Here is a 17,719-nt window from a genome sequence, read left to right as displayed (position 1 = left end):
GCGGCGGCGAAAAGATGGCACGCTCCGCCAAGGCAGTGAGGGCGGCTGATCTCTCCGACGAAAAAATGCAACGGCTGGGACGATGTGCTTGTCCCAGCCGCATTCTCTGTGGCTTAGCGCCGCTATAGAACCCGCCGCTCAGACGGCAATCTTGCCGCCGCCGATCTTGGTGATGGCGACGACCGCCGGACGAACCGGCATGTCATCCTTGAAGTCGGGCCAGCGCGTGGAGAGATCCTCGTAGTAGGATGGGCGGCCGTGACCGCTCCAGTCGTCGCCGCCATCACCCGGATGCTGCACGGCGACGAAGGCTGTTTCGTCACCCGGAATCAGCAGCGGACCGCAAAGCTCTGCGCCCACTGGGACACGGTAGAAGAGCTTGGAGGTCGCGCGCGCCTCGCCTTCCGTGTCGACGGCCCACAAGCCATCCGTCCGTCCGGTCGCCTTGTTGTTGTTGCCGTCCGTCGCCACCCAGAGGCGGCCGGCGGAATCGATGGAACAGTTGTCGGGCATGCCGAACCAGCCGTTCTTGGTCGTGTCCGTCGAGAAGGATGCACCTACATCGGCGACGGCGGGATCGCCGCATTTCAACAGCACTTCCCACTTGCCGGAGGTTGCAGCGAATTCGCCGTCGTCCTCGCTGATCTCGATGATATGGCCAAACGCGTTCTTGGCGCGCGGGTTGGCGGCATCGACCTGCTCGGCTTTGCGGTTCGTGTTGTTGGTCAGCATGAGGTAGACCTTGCCGTTGACCGGGTTCGGCTCGACGTCCTCCGGCCGGTCCATCTTCGTCGCGCCGAGCAGATCGGCGGCACGGCGCGTCTCGATGAGCACATCTGCCTGGCTGGCAAAGCCGTTCTCGGACGACAGCGGTCCTTGGCCGAAGGTCAGCGGCAGCCATTGCAGCGAGCCGTCCTCGGCAAATTTGGCGACATAGAGGGTTCCCTCGTCGAGCAAGTCCATGTTGGCCGCGCGCTCGCTTGCGTTAAAGGGCGCGTCGGTCACGAACTTGTAGACATAGTCAAAACGCTCGTCGTCGCCGAGATAGAAGACGACGCGGCCGTTCTTGGAAACGATCGAGGCAGCGCCCTCGTGCTTGGTGCGGCCGAGCGCCGTACGCTTTTTCGGTGTCGAGGTCGGGTCCATGGCGTCGACCTCCACGATCCAGCCAAATCGATTGGGCTCGTTAGGCTCCTTGGCAAGGTCGAAGCGATCGTAGAAATTCGCCCACTCGTAAGCGCCTTCCGGAACGCCGTAGCGCTTGTAGTTGGCGGCTTCCTTGTGGCCCTCCGGCAGATCGCCCGAGAAATAACCGTGGAAATTCTCCTCCGCCATGATGTAGGTGCCCCAGGGGGTCACGCCGCCGGCACAGTTGTTCATGGTACCGATCACCTTCGTGCCCGTCCCATCGGCGGAGGTCTTCAGACGCTCGCTGCCTGCCGCCGGACCGGTCAGCTGCATTTCGGTCATGGTGGTAATGCGGCGGTTGTACTTGCCTTCGGGAACGACCTGCCACTTGCCGTCGGTCTTGCGGATCTCGACGATCGTGCCGCCGTGCGCGGCCATTTCGATGTCGACCTGCTCCTTGCTCAGCGGCGCCTGCTTGATCTTGCCGTCAACGATCGAGACGAGACCCGGAAACATCAGGTGCGGGTTGGTATATTCGTGATTGACCACCAGCAATCCGTGTTCGGAAGAGCCTTCGAGTGGGATATAGCCCACATAGTCGTTGTTGTAGCCGAACTGGCGGCTTTGTGCCTCGGCCGTCTGTTTCTTGGGATCGAATGCCGGGGAATCGGGGAAAAGCGCATCGCCCCATCGCAGCAGGATATCGGCGTTATAGCCTTCGGCGACATGATGGTCCGCGTCGACGCCGGCTTCGACCTCGGTGAAGGAGAAAGCCGATTTTCCGGCAGCACGCGCCTTTTCCGCCGTCATCAACGCAACGGGGCTGACGGTTGCGGTAATCGCGGCGACGGCAAGCGAACCCTGGAGGAAGTTACGGCGCGAAAAGCGCTTGCTGATGATCTCACCCATCGTTGGGTTGGTGCTGGAATTGTGGCCTTCGCCATCCGCGTCTTCGAGCTGAGTCGTGGGGAATATCTTTTGAGAAAGATGCTCGTTCATCGTACTGCCTCCAAAGTTGAGAACGGCCCCTACCCCGGAGCCTTTCTAAACGTAGGGGTGTCACATTACGGCAATGAGACAAATTTGCCCCTCGATACAGCCCGGATTTTGGTCCCCCAGGCGACTACGGCATGCATCAACGCGGGGCAGGAGTCTAATGCAGCGTCTCGTTGTGCCAGTTGTGCACATCCTTTGCCGTGATCCAGATGCGGCCGTCGAATGCGATTTCGCCATGCTCGAATTTTCGACTGGCAATGTGCTCGAACACATCGAGATTCTGCGGTAGCCGCCGCGCGTCTGGCACAGCCTGAACACCAGCGAGTGCATCTTCCGTCACGCATACGGCTTGATGCGTGCGGTCGCCTTTCATGACGATTATAGCATCGTGACCGATCATGTTAAATGTATCGAGCAAAGCGACAAGCGGCATCGCAACCTCCTTGAAGAGACATCCATCCCAAGGGTGACATGGGTGCGGCGGTGAGCTGCGTTCCTAGTCGTAAACGCGACGCTCGCACCGGGCGTGCTGCTTTTGTTATCGCGGAAAAGCAGCCTCCTATCGGTAGGTCCATATGGTTAACAAAAAGTTACCTGCCGGATGCCATAGGTCGGCCCGCTCGCCATGAAGCCCGCAGAACGCGGGGTCCCGTTGTTGAACAGCCGGCGGTGCGCAACGCACGAAGGAAGGCAATCCTTAATGCAGATCACAGGAAAACTTTTCGGCGGTCGCATGCTCGCCACATCCGGTGCTAACAATGGTGACGGGAGGAAATGTCGAGTAGCCGGTGCGAAGCTTCTGCTTCGTGGCAGCTGCTTAGTTGCGGAGTATGCATGCCCGATGCGAGACCCAGCCCACCGCAGGCCTTCCTTGTGGCCATGCTATTCTCCCTCAAGCGCGTTTTCCTGGGTGTAGGAGCAACGAGTTGCGTCGTTAACATACTGGCCCTGACCGGCTCGCTCTTTATGCTGCAGGTCTATGACCGGGTGATTCCAAGCCGAAGCCTGCCCACACTCGCCGGGCTCGCGCTTATTGCCGCCACGCTCTTCGTCTTTCAGGGGCTGCTCGATCTCATCCGGTCGATGCTCCTAGTGCGCGTCGGCACGGCGGTCGATGAGCGTTTGGGAGACGACGTTTATAACTCCTTGATCCTGTTGCCTTCCCGCATGCGAATGCCGGGCGACGGCCTGCAATCGATCCGGGATCTGGATACGGTTCGTGGCTTTCTCTCCGGACCTGGGCCGACAGCATTGTTCGACATGCCGTGGATGTTTTTCTACATCGGTCTGTGCTTCCTCTTTCATTTCTGGATCGGCGTGACCGCGCTTGCCGGCGCTGTCATGCTGGTTGGCCTCACGGTTCTCGCCGAGGTCAAATCCCGCAGCCCCGCAAGGATTGCCTCGGAACTGGCGGCGCGCCGGCTGAACCTTGCAGAGGCGACGCGCCGAAACTCGGAGGCCGCGCTGTCGATGGGTTTTGGGCCGCTCCTGGCCACCAGATGGACTGACGTCAACAATCGATATCTTGCGAACCACATTTCGGCGACAAACGTCACCAGCAGCCTCGCGACCACCTCGAAAATTCTACGCATGATGTTGCAATCCGGCGTCTTGGCAGTCGGTGCTATCCTGGTCGTCAGGCAGGAGGCAACGCCCGGCATCATGATCGCAAGTTCCATCCTTTTGAGCAGGGCGCTAGCCCCCGTGGAACTTGCAATCGGACAGTGGAAGGGTTTTGTCGCTGCCCGGCAAAGCTGGAGCCGGCTAACGAAGCTTCTCGACCTGATGCCGGCCACTGACCGGCAGATCGACTTACCCCCACCCACGGCGAACCTAGTCGTTGAAGGGCTCCATCTTGCCATCCCCGGTACACGGACGATGGTTCTTCGCGGCGTCTCGTTCAAGGCGCAGGCCGGAGATGCCGTTGGCATTATTGGGCCGAGTGCGTCGGGGAAGTCGTCGCTTGCCCGCGCGCTTGTCAGCGTGTGGCAACCCGCAGGAGGCGCGGTGTGCCTCGATAGGGCATCACTTGATCAGTGGAATCCATCATCGCTCGGTCAGTCGATCGGCTATCTGCCCCAGGAAGTGTCGCTTTTCGACGGCACCATTGCCGACAACATCGCCCGTTTCGACGGCAACGCGCCATCTGAAAAGATCATCGCTGCTGCAAAGGCAGCAGGGGTTTACGAGATGATCGTGCAATTTCCTGACGGATTCGACACGTCGATCGGTGAGAGCGGTTCGATGCTCTCGGCCGGTCAGCGTCAGCGTATCGGCCTGGCGCGCGCCCTTTACGGCGATCCTTTCCTGGTCGTTCTTGATGAACCGAACTCGAACCTCGATAGCGACGGCGAGGCCGCTCTTACGCAAGCGATTGCAGGTGTTCGCGCCCGCAAAGGCATTGCCGTTGTCATCGCACACCGGCCGAGCGCCCTGGCTGCCGTCGATCTCGTTCTCGTGCTCGCAAACGGACAGTTGCAGGCCTTCGGACCAAAAGATGATGTGCTTAGAAAAGGTACGATTCCGGCAGCTCCGCGAAACAGCACTCTGACAGTCATTGCAGCGGGAGGCGAGATTGAGCGTTAACCCGGCGCCTGCATCCGAGGCAGCGATCAAGCGACTGACGACGATCGCACTGGCGATGGTCCTGCTGCTCGTCGGCGTGGTCGGCGGCCTCGGCGCCACGACCTATCTTTCTGGCGCGGTCATCGCGACCGGCACGCTTGTTGTCGATAGCTATGTGAAGCCCGTTCAGCATCAAAAAGGCGGGACTGTCGGAAAAATCTTTGTAAAGAACGGCAGCCGCGTCGATGCCGGACAGATACTCGTCCATCTGGACGATACGCAATTGCGCTCGAACCTTGCCATCATCTCCCAGCGCTTGATCGAACTGTCTGCCACGGCCGCCAGACTGCGTGCCGAGCAGGATGGTGACGACGAGATCAAATTCCCGGCTAACCTGTTACAGGGAAGTGTCGACGCTGCGGCGAGTGACACCATCGCAGGCGAACGGCGCTTGTTCGAGGATCGCCGGACATCCCGCACAAGCAGAAAGGCCCAGTTGCGCGAGCGAATCAAGCAGTTGCGGCAGGAGGCGGACGGGTTAACGGCGCAGCAGACCGGGAAAAAGGCGGAGATGGCGCTGATCGACAAGGAACTCGAGAGCGTCAACCGTCTGTTGGCTCGGGGCATGGTGGAGATCAATCGGCTTTATGAGCTCCAGCGCGAGTCCGCGCGCTTGACCGGTGAGCTCGGCAGCCTTGTCGCAAGTCTTGCGGAAACGAATGGAAAAGTGGCCGAAACGGAATTGCAGATCATCCAGATCGACGATGACCAGCGAAGCGAAGTATCGGAGCAGTTACGCAAGACGCAGAGCGACATCAGTGAATTCGCCGAACGACTCGCCGCTGCCAAGGACGAGGTGCAGCGCGTTGATATCCGAGCGCCTCAGGCAGGCGTCGTGCATGAACTGGCGGTGCACGCGACGGGCGCCGTGGTCGCGCCCGGCGAGGCTATCCTGCAGATCGTGCCCGCTCGCGATATGCTGACGCCTCAAGTTCGCGTCTCACCTCAAGACATCGATCAGGTTTCGGTCGGCCAGCAAGTCATCCTGCGATTTTCTGCTTTCAACCAAAGAAGCACGCCCGAGATCAATGGAGTAGTGGAGCAGGTTGCGGCCGACGTGACCACCGACAAGCAGACAGGCGCCGCCTACTACGTCGTCCGTATTTCGGTTCCTGAAAATGAATGGAAGCGACTGGCCGATCTGGTTCCTCTCCCTGGCATGCCGGTGGAAGCTTTCGTCCAGACCGGAGCTCGCACCGCTCTCGCCTATCTGACCAAACCCTTGACCGATCAGGTGGCGCGAGCTTTCCGGGAGGAGTGAACTGGCTTGGCAGAGAATCGCCACAATAGGTGGCCACTCTAGCCCGAAATGGCAGATAGGCGACCGCCGGGCAGGCTAATTCGTTAGGTTTAGTGCGGACTTTCCGCGAACATTGAAACGAGAAACGAAACGAAAGGTACCCAAACTTCTTAGAAACGTAGTCAATTGATTGCAGTCAGAAATCCAGGAGATTTATATGGCAAGCTCGGTTACGAACGCCGTTGGCAAAACTCTCTTTTACAGCGGTGCATCGACCCACTGGTACTCGGCCACGGGCTCGGGGCCAGACCTGTATGGTACGGTCGGCAACGACTCGATCTGGGGAGACAGTTCCGTAAACGTCACCATGCACGGCGGAACCGGCGATGACATTTATTATCTGTATTCGAGCATCAATCGCGCGATAGAGTCTCCAGACGCTGGCGTCGATACAGTCAGCACCTGGATGAGCTATACCCTTCCGGAGAACGTCGAGAATCTGACCGTGACCGGTGATGGCCGCTTCGCCTTCGGCAATGGGGCGGACAATATCATTTCCGGCGCCTCCGGCAGCCAGACGATAGACGGCGGCGCGGGAAACGATGTCCTCAAGGGCGGCGGCGGTGCCGACACCTTCATATTCACGCGCGGAAACGGCAGTGATTTGATCGTCGATTTCGGCAGCGATGACACTGTCCGATTGAACAGCTATGGGCTTTCGACCTTCGATCAGGTCCTGAACCACACGACGCAGGAAGGCTCCAATCTGCGGCTGGATCTCGGTGGCGGAGAGAGTCTCGTCTTTGCCAACAAGACGGTCGCCGACCTTCATGCCGATCAATTTCAGCTGACGCTTGACCGATCCGCCCTTACGCAGACTTTTGCTGACGAGTTCAACAGCCTGTCGCTGCGTAACGGCGACCAAGGCGTTTGGGACGCCAAGTTCTGGTGGGCACCGGACAAAGGCAGTTCGCTGCACGGCAACAGCGAACTCCAGTGGTACGTCAACCCCTCCTATGCTCCCACGTCGTCCGTTAACCCGTTTTCCGTGAAGGACGGCGTGCTGACCATAAAGGCGGCTCCGGCGTCCGATGCGATCCAATCGCAGATCAACGGCTATGACTATACGTCCGGCCTCATCAACACGCATTCTTCTTTCTCTCAGACCTACGGCTACTTCGAAATGCGCGCTGACATGCCGACCGAGCAGGGTGCCTGGCCGGCGTTCTGGCTTCTGCCCGAAGATGGTTCGTGGCCGCCGGAACTGGACGTCGTCGAGATGCGCGGGCAGGACCCGAACACCGTCAACGTGACGGTTCACAGCAACGAGACCGGCACGCACACGATGGAATCGATGCCTGTCAAGGTTGCGAGCACCGACGGCTTCCACAAATACGGTGTCCTGTGGGATCAGGATCAGATTGTCTGGTACTTCGACGATGTCGCCGTCGCGCACGCCGACACCCCTGATGACATGCACAAGCCGATGTACATGCTTGCAAACCTGGCAGTGGGCGGGGCGGCAGGAGCGCCGGGCGCCGGGTTTAGCGACGGGGCAGAGATGAAGATAGACTACATTCATGCCTATTCGCTCGATCACACACCGACGGCGATCAGCAGCCAATCTGGGGGGACCGACTGGCACATATAAGCAAGAGAGACGTGAGGCGGGCGCAAGCGGCCGGCAAACTCAGGGCCGCTTGCAATCAGAATATGTCCCTGGGCGCCATAGCGGCGCTCATGGGTTCAACCAGGTGACCAAGCGGGGCGATTAAGAATATTCGACTATTAAGATGTTATAAACCGAGGGCGTCTTACTTTGGATCGATGGTTGGGCTTCGAGCATCGGTTCTGTCGTGCCTTTCTCTACTTGCTTTCATCATGGGAGCAGGGATCCTGCTGGCGGACGATGGATCGCCCTGGAACAACCCCGCCAATGCGTTAGTCGTCGATGCCTACGAACTGAACGCCGTCGATTGGCAGGCACTGCTCAAGGACGATCGGATCGCGGCGTTTATCTCGAAGGCGTCGGACGGATTGCCGGAGAGTTTCAGCTGCGCGGGGGAGCACGGTGGCGACACCTTCGCGCACTGCAAGACGATGTGGCGCAAATACGCGGTGAGTCGCGAACTTTATAACAGCCGTCGTATGATTGCCCGCCAAAACGGCCTGCTCTGGGGCGCCTACCATCTTGGGAGGCCGGGCAATCCAATCGATCAGGCGAACCACTTCCTCGAATATGCGACCCCGGGGCCGAACGACCTGATGATCCTCGATATCGAGGGACTTGATGCCAATCAGTTCATGTCGCTTGAGGACGCGCAGATCTTCGTCGGCCACATCCGGGCGAGAACGGGGCGCTATCCGATCCTCTACACCAACCATGACACCGCACGCTATATCGCCGCATATCGCCGGGACTACGGCGTCCTTGCGAGGCTGCCGCTGTGGTACGCCCGATACAAGCCTGATATCCGCAAAGTCTTCCCTTTTGGAAGCTGGCCAAACTATTTTCTCTGGCAGTTTTCGTCTGCGAGCAATTGTTCACAGCGGCGTTGTCCGTATCGCGTGCCGGGCACCTTGACCGATATCGACGTGAACGTCGCGGCGATGACCAAAGAGGAATTACGGCGTGTCTGGCCGCAAGGCGGGCTTCTGCCTCCCGCCGAACCCGACCCCCCGCTGATCCTTGCAAAGATCGAATACAGCTCGGTTCGGCTTCCAGCACCCCGGCCTGACGTGGTCGTAACGTCCTCCGTCGCGTCGTCCGACCTTTGATTCGCCCAAAGGCACATAGACCCGCGTATAGGTTATCCCTTCCTCGTCGGTATCCGTTCCTTCCCATGGGCCGATAGTCAGATCGGGATCCTAATTGCTATGGTCAGTATAGGCGTTCTCTCCAAGAGAACGCGAGAGACAGTAAGGGAACTTGCATGTTTGACGTTATCGCCGGAAGTCTAGCGATCCTGCAGCGAGCCGAACAGTTGATCGTAAATGCGCACTGGCTGATCGCGAGCGGCCTGCTTGAGGAGGGCGAGTCACTCGATCTTCACGGCGAGATCGAAAGCATGACCGCCGTTGTCCTCGCGCTGGAACAGGCGGTTTGGAGACTGCGGCATAGGTTCGGCATCTGGCCCGACATGACGCGAGTGCTTCCGGTTCATCTCACGGTGCAATAGGTTCATGCTCGTTCGCCGCGGCGGCGGCGTTCGCTTTAGCCCCACAGCTGAACTTCCTCCGCTCTGAAGGTCGACACACCGACCTCAGTGACGCGAATCGGCAGATCGGTAACGCCTCGGGTGGGGTTTGGAGCGGCATCGCAGCCGAGGCAACGGCTGCTCGTGAGCAGCCGTCGTTTGATCATTTGTCTTCTTGCGTCTTAGGCGGCGATCTCATCGATCGTCTTTTCGGAACTCCACCGTTCAATGAAGGCCGCAAGCTCTGTTGCAGTGACCGGTTTACTGAAGAAATAACCTTGAAGCTGGTCACAGCCTTCCGCTCTGAGGAACGCCACCTGCTCCGAAGTCTCGACGCCCTCCGCAGTCGTAATCATGTTCAGGCTCTGGCCGAGGCTGATGACCGACTTTACGATCGCACCGGATTTATCTTTGCCGCTCATGTCGCCGATGAACGATTTGTCGATCTTGATCTTGTCGAACGGGAACGAGTTCAGATAGCCGAGCGAGGAATACCCCGTGCCGAAATCGTCCATCGCAATCTTGACCCCGAGCGCTTTCAGTCCGTTCAGGATATCAAGGGCAGCCGTGGTGTCGTTGATCAGGACGCTCTCGGTGATTTCCAGCTCTAGCCGGCCCGGCTCGAGACCAGTTCTCTCAAGCACTTGACGGACGGTTTCAACGAGTTCCCTGTTGCGGAACTGCACGGGAGACAGGTTGACGGCGACGCGCATCTCGTCCCATTCGAGCGCCTGGCGGCAGGCCGTCTCCAGTACCCACTCGCCAATTGAAACGATGAGCCCGGTTTCTTCGGCGAGCGGAATGAATTCGGCCGGAGAGACGAGGCCCCGTGCAGGGTGACGCCAGCGTACCAGCGCTTCGACCGCAGCCACATTGCGCTTTCCGAGGTCGATCAGCGGCTGGTAGTGCACCTCGAGTTCGTTCTTCAGAACCGCCTGGCGCAGGTCGTATTCCAATGTCTTGCGCGCTTGCAGCTCGGCATCCATCTGGGCTTCGAATATCCTGTAGGTCGCGCGGCCACCCTGCTTGGCCCGGTAGAGGGCGATGTCGGCGTTCTTGAGAAGACGTTCGGGATCGCCGTCGGTGGCATCGGCAATAGCGATACCGATGCTGACGCCGATATGCAGATCCTGACCTTCGATCGTAAACGGTGCGCGCACGACCTCGATCAGCTTTCGGCTGAGCTCTTCGGCTTCCAGCGGCTGATTGACGCCAACCTGGATGATTGCGAACTCGTCACCTCCAAGCCGAGCGACGGTATCATGCATGCGGACGCAACCCATGAGACGGCTCGAGAGCTGTTGCAGGAGGAGGTCACCGGCACCGTGGCCAAGCGTGTCGTTCACTTCCTTGAAGTGATCGAGATCCAGGCAGATGATCGAAATCCGGGACGTCTGTTCGGTATTGGCAACCAGTGCAAGGTTCAACCGCTCGCGGAACAGCACCCGGTTGGGAAGGCCGGTGAGCGCGTCGTGATGCGCAAGATGCGTTGCGCGGTCCTGCGCCTCGACCTCCTCGGTGATGTCGGTGGCGGTCCCGCGGAATCCAAGGAACTCGCCGCTCGGCCCGAGAATAGTACGGCCCGCCAGCCGGCAAACCCGTGTATGGCCAGCGGCGTCGCGGTAGCAGCAGCGCAGGTCACGGAAAGACGTGTGGTCATCGGTTTCCTCGATAAGCCTTATCCATCCATCGGAATCGGCATCGCTCGAGAAGAACTGTTTGAATGTCTTGCCGAGGACGCTCGCAGCGGAAAGGCCAGTCACCTCGGTAAACCGGGCGGAGAAATAGACGAGCCGCAGCGTCTGGTCGCTCTCCCAGATCCAGTCCGAGGAGGCTTCCGCCACGTCCTTGAAGCGTGCTTCGCTTTCCTTGAGCGTTTGAGCGTAAGCTTCGACGGTTTTGGCAGATTCTTCAAGCGCCTTGGTGGAGCGGCCGGCATTGCGTACGACCAGCACGGCAAATGCCGCTAAAATAACGAGAGCGATGCCGAGCGGCGGCAAGATAAAGCGCAGGAGCTGATATCCCGGCTTTTCCGGCGACCACATGATAGAGCCAAGATAGACCCGATCTTGCGACAGCAGCGGAATGGACGCCTCGGCGCTCTCCGGCTTTTGCAGAGAAATCGTCAGCCCTGACAGGAGATAATCCTTGCTCATACGATCAAGGAACTTCTGGTCGAGACGCTTGGCGAAGACCAGCATGGTCAGATCTTTGGATTTGACGGTCTTGCGGTCAATTGACTGGGGAAGCAAGGCGCTGGCGGCTACGATGAAAATCTCATCGCCCGCCTTGATGAGGCTCGTCGTCGGATCGGTCTGAATGGACGCAACGTGAAGGAGGTCGCGAAGGCCGCGGGGCATGAGCTTGAACGCATCCACCGGCTGTGGCACGCCATCGACGAGAGCGTACACGGTCTCGCCGCCAGGGCTCACTACGAATGCCATCTCATAGCCGAGGCTTTCATAGATATTGGCGCCGATGTTTCCAACCTTGGCCGCCCACTTGAGATCGACGTTTTCGTGAAGGTGCTTGTATGTGTTTTCCCAGACCGCGTAATCGCGGAGATTGCGGCCAACCTCTCGCGCCTTCACCTGGAGCGCGGTGGTTGCGAGTTTCGTCGACGCTTCGACTTCGAAGTTGTTTTGCTGGCGTGCAGAAACCACGACAAACGCGATAACGACCGTGATTGCCACGAGCAGGACGCCCGCCATGGGAAATACAATGCGTCGTGTAAAGTCTTTTCCGGAGAATCGCGTCAAACTGGCATTGGCACCGCGCATAATTATCCTCGCTTTGGTTAAGCGAGACGTTACGGAGCAAGTACAAATGAGGTGTTAAAAGTAACAGTCCTCTTTTGATACGGTTAATAATCAATAATCGTTATTTATATAATGAATAACTTATTTACAGTGTGTGCGATGACTGAGCCTTATCGTCGCAAAGCGGACTGAGGCCAGCCGCGGGGACGAACGCCGCCGCACCGTCAAATTCTAACATATTGACAACCTTTGCTTGGTGCCCGGTGAGGAGTATTATCTTAAGCTAAAACACAATGTTGGGAGCGGGATAAAAGAAGAAACGGCATAGGGCGAAAAAGGCTCATGCTTTTGGGAGGAAGAAATGAAATCCAGAACCCAGATCAGGGGAAGAACGTCGCGTCGCAGGTTTCTGAGCGGCGCAGCCATGGCCGGTGCGGCGATGATCGCGGCACCCAGCGTCGTCAAAGCGCAGGGGGCGGTCAGCATGCGCTGGCAGAGCACCTGGCCATCCAAGGATATCTTTCACGAATTCGCGCTTGATTTCGCAAAAAAGGTCACTGACATGACCGGCGGCGATCTCAAGATAGAGGTGCTGCCGGCGGGCGCCGTGGTGCCCGCTTTCGGCCTGCTCGACGCTGTCTCCCAAGGGACACTCGACGGCGGGCACGGCGTCGTCGCTTACCATTACGGCAAGCAGGCGGCGCTGGCGCTATGGGGCTCGGGTCCGGGCTTTGCCATGGATGCCAACATGCTGCTCGCCTGGCACAAATACGGCGGCGGCAGGGACCTTCTCCAAAAGCTCTATCAATCGATCGGAGCCAATGTCGTTTCGTTCCTCTACGGCCCGATGCCGACACAGCCGCTTGGCTGGTTCAAGAAGCCGGTGGCCAAGGTGGAGGATCTCCAAGGGTTGAAATTCCGCACTGTCGGCATTTCCATTGATGTGTTCACCGGTCTCGGTGCCGCAGTCAATGCGCTGCCGGGTGGCGAGATCGTCGCCGCATTGGACCGCGGGCTGCTTGATGCAGCCGAGTTCAACAACGCCTCGTCCGACCGGGCTCTCGGTTTCCCGGACGTTTCCAAGATCTGCATGCTGCAAAGCTTTCACCAGAATGCCGAGCAGTTCGAGGTGCTGTTCAACAAGGCGAAATACGATGCGTTGCCTGACCAGATGAAGGCGATCATCTCCAACGCCTCGGAGGCAGCTTCCCAGGATATGGCCTGGAAAGCGATCGACCGCTATTCGAAAGACTACGCGGAGATGCAAACGGTCGACAAGGTCAAGTTCTACAAGACGCCGGAAGCGATCCTCAAAAGGCAGCTGGAAGTCTACGACGAGGTCGTGAAGAAGAAGGCGGCGGAAAACCCGCTGTTCAAGGAAGTCATCGAGTCCCAGATCGCCTTTGCGGAACGGGCCACACGATGGGAACAGGATACCCTTGTCAACCGCCGGTTAGCCTTCGATCATTACTTCGGCCGCGACGGCGTTGCGAAGGAACTATAACGTCATCGCCGGTCAGCGATGATGCTCTGACGAAGATAGTCGGCTATCTCGGGGGCAGCCGTGGAGGTTCAGCAGTTTCTCATCAGGGTCGATGCGATCAGCGTATGGGTCGGCAAAGCCGCGGCCTGGCTGATTATCGGGCTGATGACGCTCGTCTGCGTCGAAGTCTTCAAGCGCTACATCATGAACATGCCGACGGCGTGGATATTCGACGCCACCAACATGCTTTACGGCACCCTGTTCATGCTCGCCGGAGCCTATGCGCTAGCGCAAAACGCCCATGTACGGGGCGACTTTCTGTACAGCTCGCTCAGGCCCCGAATACAGGCGACGCTCGACCTGATCCTTTATATCCTCTTCTTCCTGCCGGGCGTCGCGGCGCTCATCTATGCCGGTTATGACTATGCGGCGCTGTCCTGGCGGATCGGCGAGCATTCGACCGTTACCGCCGAAGGCCCGCCGATCTACTACTTCAAGACCATCATTCCGATAGCGGGCGCGCTCGTGATGCTGCAGGGGCTCGCCGAGATCGCGCGCTGCGTCGTCTGCCTGAGGACCGGCGAATGGCCAGCCCGGCTCAAGGATGTGGAGGAGATCGACGTCGTCGCCGAGCAACTTGCCCATAGCGAGCACATAGATGCCGAGACCCGCGAGGCCGCGATCGAGCGCGCCCAGGATATCGACAGGGCCGCCAGGCAGCGGGGACTGGGTGGAGATATCGAAACGTGAGCGATCCGTTCCTCGGACTGACGATGCTAGCTCTCATCGTGGTCGTTATCGTGATGGGCTTCCCGACAGCCTTCACGCTGATGGGGCTCGGCATGGTCTTCGGCTTCTACGCGTTCTACAATCCCGCCGAACATTGGATCGACAATCGCGTCTTCGACCTGATGGTTCAGCGCACCTATGGTGCGATGACCAACGACGTCCTGGTCTCGATCCCGCTCTTCGTGCTGATGGGCTACGTGATGGAGCGCGGCGCGCTGGTCGACAAGATGTTCTACAGCATCCAGCTTTCGTTCCGGCGCGTGCCCGCCTCGCTTGCCGTAGCGACGCTGATTATCTGCACCTTCTGGGGCATCGCCAGCGGCCTCGTAGGCGCCGTGGTGGTGCTGATGGGCGTCATCGCAATGAGCCCGATGCTGCGCGCCGGCTATGACGTCAAGCTTGCTTCCGGGGTGATCACTGCCGGTGGCACGCTGGGCATTCTGATCCCGCCATCGGTGATGATCATCGTCTACGCCGCCGTTGCGGGACAATCGGTGGTCAAACTCTATGCCGCCACCATGTTTCCCGGCTTCTTCCTGGCGTTTCTCTATCTCGTCTACGTTCTCGCCTGGGCGATGATCAATCCGAAGATCGCGCCCGCCTTGCCCGAGGAACAGACGAGAGTTCCGGTGGCCGCCTGGATGAGACGCTTTCAGGGACTCTATTCAAACAACATGCTCGTCGGGCTTCTCCGTGCATTGGTCTCACCATCAAAGGCGATGGCGATCGAGACGGACGAGGGACGGCTCACCTATTGGAAGCTGGTCAAGAATACCTTCGCCGCGCTAGTGCCTTTGTCGCTGACGGCATTCACCCTGGCTCTCGTCTGGTGGTATGTCGTCATCCACCCGCAGGCCTCGGCGGAGGCGGAAGTGCCGGAAGGGCTGGAAGAGCTCGGCGGACCCGCAGCGGATGCCGGCCCGGCGGTGATAAACGGGCCGTCAACCAGCTTCTACCTGACGTTCGGGATCATTGCTGTCATCGCGGCGGCGGTCCTCGTGCGCTACTACAGGAATATGAATGCTGAGCGGCTGCAGGTGGTGAAGCTGCTGGCTTCGTCGGTCATGCCGCTCGGAATCCTGACCGTAGTCGTGCTCGCAGTCATTCTGTTCGGCATCACGACGGCCACCGAGTCCGCCGCGGTCGGTGCCGCCGGCGCTTTCTTGCTGGCGTTCCAGGCCCGGACGCTCAACTGGAAACGCACCAAAGAGGCGGTGTTCCTCACGGCGAAGACCACTGCCATGGTCTGCTGGCTCTTCGTCGGCTCGGCACTCTTCTCCGCCGTCTTCGCCATTCTCGGCGGCCAGGCGCTCATCGAGCAGTGGGTGCTGTCGCTCAATATGACGCCCGTGCAGTTCATGATCCTCTCGCAGGCGATCATCTTCATCCTCGGCTGGCCGCTCGAATGGACGGAGATCATCATCATCTTCGTGCCGATCTTCCTGCCGATGCTCAGGCACTTCGATATCGATCCGATACTCTGGGGGGTGCTCGTCTTCGTCAACTTGCAGGCGGCGTTCCTGTCGCCGCCGGTGGCGATGTCGGCCTATTACCTCAAGGGCGTCTCGCCACCGCACGTCACGCTCAACCAGATCTTTGCAGGCATGATGCCCTATATGCTGATCGTCATTCTCTGCATGGTGATCATGTATGTCTGGCCGGGCATGACACTCTGGCTTCCGGCCTATCTCTACGACTAACAGACATTGCCGTTTGCCGCACCCTGCCGCGCCGTGGCCCGTCAGTGCACCTCAATGCGGGCGATTTCTGCCCCGGCCTGCAGATAATCGCCGACATTGGCGGCGATGCGGATCGTTCCGGAGGACGAAGCGGTTACCTGGGTTTCCATCTTCATCGCTTCCATCACCGCTATCAGGTCGCCCGCCTCAACGGCGGCGCCGTCCTCGACCTTGAAGGCCTGCAGCGTACCGGAAACCGGCGAGGTGACGCTCCCCGCACCTTCCGACGCAACGGTCGTCGCCATGCCTTGAACAGAGGGCTGTCCGAGACCGGCGAGAAGCATGGCTGGAATACCGAGTTCATGGCGCTTTCCGTCGATTTCGACATGGGTGCGGATCAGCGAGGTCTCGGCTGGCTGCTCCGGGCGCTTCTCGGCTTCGGGCATGGCGGCGAAATCGGTCTCGATCCAGCGCGTGTGGACGTTGAAGCCGTTCTCGCCGGTGAAGTCGATGGATTCGATTGCCGCGCGATGGAAAGGAAGGACGGTCGCGACCCCTTCGATGCGGAATTCCCGCAAGGCCCGGCGCGCCCGGTTCAGCGCCTCCTCGCGAGTAGCGCCGGTCACGATCAGCTTCGCCATCAGCGAGTCGAAGGTGCCGGGAACGGTCGAGCCGGCAACGACGCCGCTATCGAGGCGTACGCCTGGCCCGGACGGTGCCTCGAACATGGAGATCGTGCCGGGCGTCGGTAGGAAGCCGCGGCCGGGATCTTCGGCATTGATGCGGAATTCGATCGAATGGCCGCGCGGCACAGTCGTTTCGGTGAAGCGGAGCGGCAGGCCCTCGGCAATCCGAAACTGTTCGATGACGATATCGATGCCCGTCGTTTCCTCGGTAACCGGATGTTCGACCTGCAGGCGAGTGTTGACCTCGAGGAAGGAGATCGTGCCGTCGACGCCAAGCAGGAATTCGACCGTACCGGCACCCGAATAGCCGGCGGCGGCGCAAATCTTCCTCGCCGCCTCGTGAATGGATAGCCGCTGGGCATCGCTGAGGAAGGGGGCGGGGGCCTCCTCGACAAGTTTCTGATTACGCCGCTGCAGCGAGCAGTCGCGGGTGCCGAGCACCAGAACATTGCCGTGCTTGTCGGCGAGCACCTGCGCTTCGATGTGGCGCGGCCGGTCGAGAAAGCGTTCGAGGAAACATTCGCCGCGGCCGAAGGCGGCCTTTGCTTCGCGCACCGCCGATTCATAGAGTTCGGCCACCTCGTCCATCTTCCATGCGACCTTCAAGCCGCGCCCGCCGCCGCCGTGGGCGGCCTTGATCGCAACCGGGAAGCCGTGCTTTTCGGCAAAAGCAATGACTTCAGCCGCGGTCCCGACGGTGCCGTCGCTGCCGGCAACCAGGGGAGCGCCGACGCTGGTTGCGATCCGCCGGGCCTCGACCTTGTCTCCCAGTGCCTCGATGACATGCGGATCCGGGCCGATCCAGATGAGACCCGAATCGATGACCGCGCGGGCGAACTCCGCCCGTTCCGAGAGGAAGCCATAGCCCGGATGCACCGCATCTGCGCCGGAGCGTCTGGCGATATCGATCAACTTGTCGATGTCGAGATAGGTCTCGATTGGTCGCGCGCCGGAGAGCCCGTAAGCTTCGTCCGCCAGCCGAACGAAGAGGGCGTCCATGTCCGGATCGGCATAGACCGCCACCGATTGCAAGCCGTAGTCGCGGCAGGCGCGGATGATGCGCACCGCGATCTCGCCGCGATTGGCAATCAGGACTCTCTTCATGGGTGGCTCCTCACGTCTTTTATCGGGCCGGGA

Annotated in this window: 12 protein-coding genes; 8 read left to right on the top strand and 4 right to left on the bottom strand. The window is 59.7% G+C overall.

The genetic code is table 11. From position 1 onward, the window contains the following. Positions 1–138: 138 nt before the first annotated feature. Together ACPYOJ_RS00630 and ACPYOJ_RS00625 are read right to left on the bottom strand one after the other, a co-directional pair. Positions 139–2,127: a PhoX family protein gene (locus ACPYOJ_RS00630; protein ID WP_481414499.1), complete on the bottom strand. Its 1,989-nt coding sequence runs from the start codon at positions 2,125–2,127 to the stop codon at positions 139–141. A 154-nt stretch (positions 2,128–2,281) separates the two neighbouring features. Then, entirely contained in the window at positions 2,282–2,557 is a 276-nt protein-coding gene (locus ACPYOJ_RS00625) for a hypothetical protein (protein WP_481414498.1), read from the bottom strand. 401 nt (positions 2,558–2,958) lie between these two features. On the opposite strand from ACPYOJ_RS00625, the gene ACPYOJ_RS00620 reads away from it, so the two are divergent. The 5 genes from ACPYOJ_RS00620 to ACPYOJ_RS00600 all read left to right on the top strand — a co-directional run bounded on the left by ACPYOJ_RS00620 (position 2,959) and on the right by ACPYOJ_RS00600 (position 9,168). Continuing rightward, a complete protein-coding gene (locus ACPYOJ_RS00620) occupies positions 2,959–4,710 on the top strand; it encodes a type I secretion system permease/ATPase (protein ID WP_481414497.1) in 1,752 nt (583 codons plus the stop codon). Continuing rightward, on the top strand, positions 4,700–6,010 hold the full coding sequence (locus ACPYOJ_RS00615) for an HlyD family type I secretion periplasmic adaptor subunit (RefSeq protein ID WP_481414496.1): 1,311 nt from the start codon (positions 4,700–4,702) through the stop codon (positions 6,008–6,010). The genes ACPYOJ_RS00620 and ACPYOJ_RS00615 overlap by 11 nt, the downstream gene beginning before the upstream one ends. A gap of 196 nt (positions 6,011–6,206) precedes the next feature. Next, complete coding sequence (gene eglC, locus ACPYOJ_RS00610; RefSeq protein ID WP_481414495.1) at positions 6,207–7,640, top strand: endo-1,3-1,4-beta-glycanase EglC; 1,434 nt, start codon at positions 6,207–6,209, stop codon at positions 7,638–7,640. Positions 7,641–7,870: 230 nt separating this feature from the next. Then, complete coding sequence (locus tag ACPYOJ_RS00605; protein ID WP_481414494.1) at positions 7,871–8,767, top strand: glycoside hydrolase family 25 protein; 897 nt, start codon at positions 7,871–7,873, stop codon at positions 8,765–8,767. 155 nt (positions 8,768–8,922) lie between these two features. Then, a complete protein-coding gene (locus tag ACPYOJ_RS00600; protein WP_481414493.1) occupies positions 8,923–9,168 on the top strand; it encodes a hypothetical protein in 246 nt (81 codons plus the stop codon). 200 nt (positions 9,169–9,368) lie between these two features. Here ACPYOJ_RS00600 and ACPYOJ_RS00595 read toward each other — a convergent pair whose 3' ends face one another. Next, positions 9,369–11,966 (bottom strand): bifunctional diguanylate cyclase/phosphodiesterase, encoded by a 2,598-nt coding sequence (locus ACPYOJ_RS00595; protein WP_481414492.1) that lies wholly within the window; start codon positions 11,964–11,966, stop codon positions 9,369–9,371. 340 nt (positions 11,967–12,306) lie between these two features. On the opposite strand from ACPYOJ_RS00595, the gene ACPYOJ_RS00590 reads away from it, so the two are divergent. The 3 genes from ACPYOJ_RS00590 to ACPYOJ_RS00580 are packed head-to-tail and all read left to right on the top strand — an operon-like array spanning position 12,307 to position 15,917. Continuing rightward, on the top strand, positions 12,307–13,449 hold the full coding sequence (locus ACPYOJ_RS00590) for a TRAP transporter substrate-binding protein (protein ID WP_481414491.1): 1,143 nt from the start codon (positions 12,307–12,309) through the stop codon (positions 13,447–13,449). Positions 13,450–13,509: 60 nt separating this feature from the next. After that, positions 13,510–14,178, top strand: coding sequence for a TRAP transporter small permease subunit (locus ACPYOJ_RS00585; RefSeq protein ID WP_481414490.1), 669 nt, complete (start codon positions 13,510–13,512; stop codon positions 14,176–14,178). Beyond that, positions 14,175–15,917 carry a TRAP transporter large permease gene (locus tag ACPYOJ_RS00580; protein ID WP_481414489.1) on the top strand — a complete coding sequence of 581 codons (1,743 nt, stop codon included), beginning with the start codon at positions 14,175–14,177 and terminating at the stop codon, positions 15,915–15,917. Before ACPYOJ_RS00585 ends, ACPYOJ_RS00580 begins: the two co-directional genes overlap by 4 nt. A gap of 41 nt (positions 15,918–15,958) precedes the next feature. Here the strand turns inward: ACPYOJ_RS00580 and ACPYOJ_RS00575 are convergent, their stop codons facing one another. Beyond that, positions 15,959–17,686, bottom strand: a complete 1,728-nt coding sequence (locus ACPYOJ_RS00575) for an acetyl/propionyl/methylcrotonyl-CoA carboxylase subunit alpha (protein ID WP_481414488.1) — start codon at positions 17,684–17,686, stop codon at positions 15,959–15,961. Positions 17,687–17,719 lie beyond the last annotated feature (33 nt).

It is taken from the genome of Rhizobium sp. SVR5-9E (genome assembly GCF_056755095.1).
The sequence above is the reverse complement of the archived record's forward strand: the minus strand, read 5'-3'. Positions and strand labels throughout refer to the sequence as shown.

Bases quoted from the DNA above. Each gene is read 5' to 3' on its own strand.
- ACPYOJ_RS00600 (WP_481414493.1), top strand. From the start codon at position 8,923: ATGTTTGACGTTATCGCCGGAAGTCTAGCGATCCTGCAGCGAGCCGAA.
- ACPYOJ_RS00630 (WP_481414499.1), bottom strand. From the start codon at position 2,127: ATGAACGAGCATCTTTCTCAAAAGATATTCCCCACGACTCAGCTCGAA.
- eglC (WP_481414495.1), top strand. From the start codon at position 6,207: ATGGCAAGCTCGGTTACGAACGCCGTTGGCAAAACTCTCTTTTACAGC.
- ACPYOJ_RS00620 (WP_481414497.1), top strand. From the start codon at position 2,959: ATGCCCGATGCGAGACCCAGCCCACCGCAGGCCTTCCTTGTGGCCATG.
- ACPYOJ_RS00605 (WP_481414494.1), top strand. From the start codon at position 7,871: ATGGGAGCAGGGATCCTGCTGGCGGACGATGGATCGCCCTGGAACAAC.
- ACPYOJ_RS00590 (WP_481414491.1), top strand. From the start codon at position 12,307: ATGAAATCCAGAACCCAGATCAGGGGAAGAACGTCGCGTCGCAGGTTT.
- ACPYOJ_RS00575 (WP_481414488.1), bottom strand. From the start codon at position 17,686: ATGAAGAGAGTCCTGATTGCCAATCGCGGCGAGATCGCGGTGCGCATC.
- ACPYOJ_RS00595 (WP_481414492.1), bottom strand. From the start codon at position 11,966: ATGCGCGGTGCCAATGCCAGTTTGACGCGATTCTCCGGAAAAGACTTT.
- ACPYOJ_RS00625 (WP_481414498.1), bottom strand. From the start codon at position 2,557: ATGCCGCTTGTCGCTTTGCTCGATACATTTAACATGATCGGTCACGAT.